This window comes from Macellibacteroides sp. (assembly GCF_050251695.1).
GTDB lineage: Bacteria > Bacteroidota > Bacteroidia > Bacteroidales > Tannerellaceae > Macellibacteroides > Macellibacteroides fermentans.
Genome location: NZ_JBFWMI010000042.1, coordinates 21,511 through 27,758, shown reverse-complemented (window position 1 = coordinate 27,758; position 6,248 = coordinate 21,511). Strand labels below are relative to the sequence as shown.

4 protein-coding genes are annotated in these 6,248 nt (G+C 41.0%); 3 read left to right on the top strand and 1 reads right to left on the bottom strand.

Annotated features, from left to right (window positions below; all coding sequences use genetic code 11):
* Positions 1 to 159 precede the first annotated feature (159 nt).
* Complete coding sequence (locus AB7E53_RS08055; protein WP_079683709.1) at positions 160 to 2,346, bottom strand: glutamine synthetase III family protein; 2,187 nt, start codon at positions 2,344 to 2,346, stop codon at positions 160 to 162.
* A gap of 247 nt (positions 2,347 to 2,593) precedes the next feature.
* Between AB7E53_RS08055 and AB7E53_RS08050 the strand changes: the two genes are divergently transcribed.
* The 3 genes from AB7E53_RS08050 to AB7E53_RS08040 all read left to right on the top strand — a co-directional run bounded on the left by AB7E53_RS08050 (position 2,594) and on the right by AB7E53_RS08040 (position 6,229).
* Positions 2,594 to 3,433 (top strand): patatin-like phospholipase family protein, encoded by an 840-nt coding sequence (locus tag AB7E53_RS08050; RefSeq protein WP_079683708.1) that lies wholly within the window; start codon positions 2,594 to 2,596, stop codon positions 3,431 to 3,433.
* A 49-nt stretch (positions 3,434 to 3,482) separates the two neighbouring features.
* A complete protein-coding gene (locus tag AB7E53_RS08045) occupies positions 3,483 to 5,183 on the top strand; it encodes an alpha-amylase family glycosyl hydrolase (RefSeq protein ID WP_446775106.1) in 1,701 nt (566 codons plus the stop codon).
* A 104-nt stretch (positions 5,184 to 5,287) separates the two neighbouring features.
* Entirely contained in the window at positions 5,288 to 6,229 is a 942-nt protein-coding gene (locus AB7E53_RS08040) for a ribose-phosphate pyrophosphokinase (protein ID WP_446775104.1), read from the top strand.
* Positions 6,230 to 6,248 lie beyond the last annotated feature (19 nt).

The following is a 6,248-nucleotide window of genomic DNA, read 5'->3' as shown; positions in this document are numbered from 1 at the left end:
AGACTTCCTTCAGATTACACCTCGCGATGAACACCCTTGTCGTTGGCTGGACGCTTCCCGCTGTTAGGGCGCGTTGGGGACTTGCACCCGTTAGAATACGTTCGTGCTGGGCGAACAATAAAAAGGGGAGTCCAGTATATTGAGACTCCCCTTTCTTTATTATCGGATAAACAATAACTCTCTGTATTTGGGCAAAGGCCACATCTGATTGTCGACCATCAATTCAAGATCGTCCAGGTGATCTCTGATTTTGTCCAGATAGGGTACTACCGTATCATGGTAGGCCAAAGCTTTCTCACGCTGATCCGTTATTTTGTTCGCTTTCTTCCTGGCTTCCACCATCTCAAACACCATTGAATTAACAGCGTTAAGGTGTCCGGAAATACGTTTGATAAGTCTCAGCGGCTCAGCTGTAAGCTCCTCACTGGATCCGTTGAATAATTGCTGAATCTTTGTTACATTATCCAACAGCACCGTCTGATAACGTATAACAACCGGGATAATATGGTTCAGTGAAAGGTCTCCGAGAACGCGGGCCTCAATTTGGACCTTCTTGGTATAAATCTCCCATTTCACTTCATTACGTGCATACAATTCTTTTTCAGAGAGGACACCTACATTATTGAACATCTTTATTGTTTCAGGTTTTACGTAGGCATCATACTGCAAAGGTACACAGGTTTCGCAATCCAAGCCACGTGATAAAGCCTCCTGTTTCCATTCATCGCTGTAACCGTTTCCATCAAACCGGATTGGTTTAGACTCTTTGATATAGCTTTTCAATACTTCATAGATAGCCTCCTCTTTCGGTTTTCCCGAGGCACAAAGCGTTTCCACACAGTTATAGAATTGATTCAGCTGATCTGCCACTGCCGAATTTAATGCCAACAATCCTGAAGCACAGTTTGCTGACGATCCTACGGCACGAAACTCAAAACGATTACCGGTAAAAGCAAATGGAGAGGTACGGTTCCGGTCTGTATTATCAAGAAGTAATTCCGGAATCTGGCCAACACCAAGACTCAAACCCTTTTTATCGTCTACCTGAATCGCATCTTCAATGGAACTATTTTCGAATTTATCCAGAATTTCAGAAATCTGCGTTCCCAGGAAAATAGAGATGATTGCGGGAGGTGCCTCGTGAGCACCCAGACGATGCGCATTGTTGGCCGAAGCGATACTGGCCTTTAACAACGCATTATGTTTATATACAGCCATCATCGTATTTACGACGAAAGTAATAAACCGAAGATTTTCTTCTCTGTTCTTTCCGGGAGATAACAGGTTAATACCCGAATCGGTACCTAACGACCAATTGTTGTGCTTCCCTGAACCATTCACACCGGCAAAAGGCTTTTCGTGAAGCAGAATTCTGAAATTATGACGTCTGGCTACACGTTTCATTACAGACATAATAAGCTGATTATGATCGTTAGCCAAATTACACTCTTCGTAGATAGGGGCTAACTCAAATTGATTGGGAGCAACTTCATTATGACGTGTTTTAACTGGGATGCCCAATTTATAGGATTCAATTTCAAGATCTTTCATAAACTCCTGCACCCGTGAAGGAATGGCTCCGAAATAATGATCATCCAACTGCTGATTTTTGGCACTTTCGTGGCCCATCAGGGTACGTTCTGTAAGCGATAAGTCTGGACGTGCCGTATATAAATCTTCATCTACCAGGAAATATTCCTGTTCCCATCCAAGGTAATTAATCACCTTTTTCACTTCCGGGTTAAAATAACGGCAAACATCGGCAGCCGCCCGATTTAATGCTTCTATGGAGCGGATAAGAGGCGTTTTATAATCAAGTGCTTCTCCGGTGTAAGAGATGAAAACAGTCGGAATACATAATGTATCATCCACTATAAAAGCAGGAGATGAAGGATCCCAGGCCGAATATCCTCGGGCTTCAAAGGTATTACGTAACCCTCCACTGGGGAAACTGGAAGCATCCGGTTCCTGTTGTACAAGCAGTTTTCCGCTAAACTCTTCAATCATTCCTCCCGTACCATCGTGCTCAACAAAAGCATCGTGTTTTTCGGCTGTTCCGTCGGTTAGAGGCTGAAACCAGTGAGTATAATGAGTAACACCTTTCTCCAACGCCCACATTCTCATCCCGGCAGCCACATGATTGGCTATTTCACGATCTATTGCTGTTCCGCTATCTATTGCTTCGGTAAGAAGTTTGTAGGTTTCTTTCGAGAGGTATTTTTTCATCGCCTTTCGGTTAAATACGTTCTCTCCAAAATATTCCGAGACCTTTTCGTTTGGTGTAATTGCTTCAACGGCTTTTCTATTTGAAGCTTTTTCTACTGCATTAAAGCGAGACATTGACATAATGCTGTTGTTTTGTTGTTGTGTGTGCAAAGATAATAGCATTTATTTATTACATTTAAGCGACAGATGTTAAATTTACACATAAACGATGGTTCTGTCAACTCTTCTCTGTATCTTTAAAAGATTTATATTCGGAATTTACTGGCAGACTATTATCCTTTACATATTTGTTCTTTTTTAATAAACAATACAGTAAATCCAGAAAAAATTGTAGCATATTTGTTTCATGCTAATTAAATAACAATTAATGAAAGATAATACAAATAATACAAAACACAAACTAGGCCTTGTACTTAGCGGTGGTGGGGCAAAAGGATTTGCGCACATTGGGGCATTTAAGCTTATGGAAGAATGCAGACTTAAGCCCGACATTATTGCTGGCACAAGTGCCGGAGCTCTAATGGGCGTTTTGTTTGCCGATGGTTATTCTGCTGATGAAATTAAGGATCTCTTTACCGGAAGGGAGTTTTCTGAATTTGCTGAATTACAAATTCCCAAAGCCGGACTTTTCGACAGTAAACGCTTCCGATACTTTCTAAAACGTCATTTGAGAGCCAAAAATTTTGAGGATCTGCAAATACCCATGGTCGTTATGGCAACAGATCTTGATAATGGTGAAAGTCATGAGTTCAGAACTGGACCTATCGTTGAAGCCGTAACTGCCTCATGCAGTGTGCCTATAATTTTCAATCCGGTCGTAATTAAAGGAATACATTATGTTGACGGCGGACTTTTTCATAATTTCCCGGTGTCTATCATCAGAGGAGAATGTGATAAAATTATCGGAGTAAATGTTACGCCGCTTATACCTCAGAAATACAAACAGACCCTGATGCATATAGCCGAGAGGTCTTATCATTATATGTTTCGTGCCAATACGCTGGAAGATCGGATAATGTGCGATGTTCTGATTGAGGCCGAAGAATTTGGACAATTTAAAACCTTTGATCTGGAAAATGTAGATCTTATTTCGGGCGTTGGCTATACAGCAGCGGTAAAGGCCTTTGAAAAGGTAATAAATGAAAACAAACATGAAACGCTGGTTCGGGCTCTTTCTGCCAGGAAAAAAGAATTACAAACAGATTAAAGTGTTTTTAATAAAGGTTTCGGTGTAATACAATTATAAAACTGTAATTATGAAACAACAAGATAAACCAATTATCTATCAGGTTATACCCCGGCTATTTGGCAACATGAATGATAGATGTGTAAAAAATGGCAGTCTTGCTGAGAATGGCTCAGGCAAATTCTCATCGTTTACACATACTGCCCTAAAATCCATTAAAGAGCTGGGAGTAACCCATATATGGTATACCGGAATTATAGAACATGCTACTAAGACCGATTATTCTGCTTATAATATTCGTCGAGATCATACTGCCATTGTAAAAGGGAAAGCCGGATCACCCTATGCTATAAAAGACTATTACGATGTTGATCCGGATCTGGCAGATGATGTTCCAAACCGCATGGCCGAATTTGAGGCCCTTATCGAAAGGACACATAAGGCAGGATTGAAAGTCATCATTGACTTTGTGCCGAACCATGTTTCACGTCAGTATCATTCGGATGCGAAGGAGTCATTCATTGTAGATCTGGGACAGACCGATAATACGTCGAAGGCTTTTAGTCCCGGTAATAATTTCTATTATCTACCCGGACAAACCCTCCAATTCCACTTCGGAGCCAAGCAAGAGGACTTTGAATACAGTGAATTTCCTGCCAAGGTTACTGGGAACGACTGTTTTACCGCTAATCCCGGGATGAATGACTGGTACGAAACCATTAAATTAAATTATGGAGTGGACTATGCCAATGGAAAAGTAAGTTATTTCAATCCGATTCCGGACACATGGAATAAGATGCTGGAAATTTTAATGTTCTGGGCAGGAAAAGGCATTGACGGATTTCGTTGCGATATGGCAGAAATGGTTCCTGTCGAGTTCTGGCATTGGGCAATCACCCACGTTACCAACTGTTATCCGGTATGCTTCATTGCAGAGGTTTATAATCCGTCCCTCTACCGGATCTTCCTATCCAAAGGAAAATTTGACTATCTGTATGACAAAGTGGGATTATACGACACACTAAAAGCTGTAATAAGAAAAGAAACTTCGGCCTGCAGCATTACTAAATGCTGGCAGGCGGTAGAGGGTTTCCAGGATAAGATGCTCGCGTTTATGGAGAATCACGACGAACAACGCATTGCCTCCAATTTTTTTGCAGGTAATGCTCGCTCAGGGATTCCAGCCATGATGGTTTTAGCCTTCATGCATGTAAATCCGGTAATGATCTATTTTGGGCAAGAATTAGGCGAATCCGGAATGGATGAAGAAGGTTTCAGCGGAGTGGATGGTCGTACCTCAATATTTGACTATTGGAGTATTAAATCGGTAAGGAATTGGGTTAACAATGGGCGGTTTGATGAAACCGGACTTACAGAGAAACAGTGTGAAATCAGAAACATTTATAAAAAAATATTACGCATCGCAAGAACAGAAAAGGCTATAACAAGCGGTCTGTTTTATGACCTGTCCTATGCTAATACCAGTAATAAATGTTTTAATACAGGGAGGCAATATGCATTTATGCGGAAGCATGACAATGAGGTGTTATTAGTTTTGGCTAATTTTGACAAATCCGAGCAAACTGTTCAGGTCAGAATCCCGGAAGAAGCCTTTGCATATTTGGGAATAAATGACAATGAAGCTGCAGGTTTAACAGATTTGCTTTCAGGTGAAACCTCAATTAGTACACTCACTCATGTGTGCCCTTTCAAAGTGGTTATTCCTGCATTTTCGGGGAAAGCACTAAAGTTTACCTATGAGTCAAAATAAAATTTGAGCCAATATTTTTGATGTTATAGAACATTATTACAATAATGTTTTGTACTTTTGCGGAACATTACGGATCATTCACAAATAAGATAAATATTCAGATAATGAGTGCACAAACTCCTTTCTTGGTGTTTTCGGGAACCAACTCCCGGTATCTTGCAGAGAAAATTTGCAATAGTCTAGGTTGTCCTCTCGGACAAATGAACATTCAACACTTCGCCGACGGAGAATTTTCGGTTTCATACGAAGAATCAATTCGCGGAAAAGATGTTTTCTTGGTTCAGTCTACATTTCCAAATGCGGACAACCTGATGGAATTATTACTGATGATTGATGCTGCAAAGCGTGCTTCTGCACATTCAATTATTGCCGTGATTCCTTACTTCGGATGGGCTCGTCAAGACAGAAAGGACAAACCGCGTGTATCTATCGGAGCTAAATTGATGGCAGATCTGCTTGCTGTAGCTGGTATCAACCGATTAATCACGATGGACCTCCATGCAGATCAGATTCAAGGCTTTTTCAATGTTCCGGTAGACCATTTATATGCGTCGGCAATTTTCCTTGATTACATAAAGAATTCATTGAATGTGGAAAATCTTGTAATTGCCACTCCGGATGTTGGTGGGACAAAACGTGCCAGCAGCTATGCTAAATACCTTGGAGTACCTATGGTTATCTGTCACAAGTCTCGTTTACGTGCTAACGAAGTTGCTGAAATGAGAATTATCGGAGATGTAAAAGGAATGGATGTTCTGCTGATTGACGACATGGTTGATACTGCAGGTACCATTACAAAGGCAGCCAACCTGATGATGGATAATGGAGCAAAATCGGTTCGTGCTATTGCTAGTCACGCTGTAATGAGTGACCCGGCTTCTACCCGCGTTGGAGAATCATCTCTTACAGAAATGATCTTTACCGACTCGATTCCCTATTCAAACAAATGTGAAAAGGTTAGAGTTCTTTCGGTTGCCGACATGTTTGCAGAAGCAATTCGTCGCGTTTGCAATGATCAATCCATCAGCACACTGTACGTTATTTAACACCAAAATAATAATTATA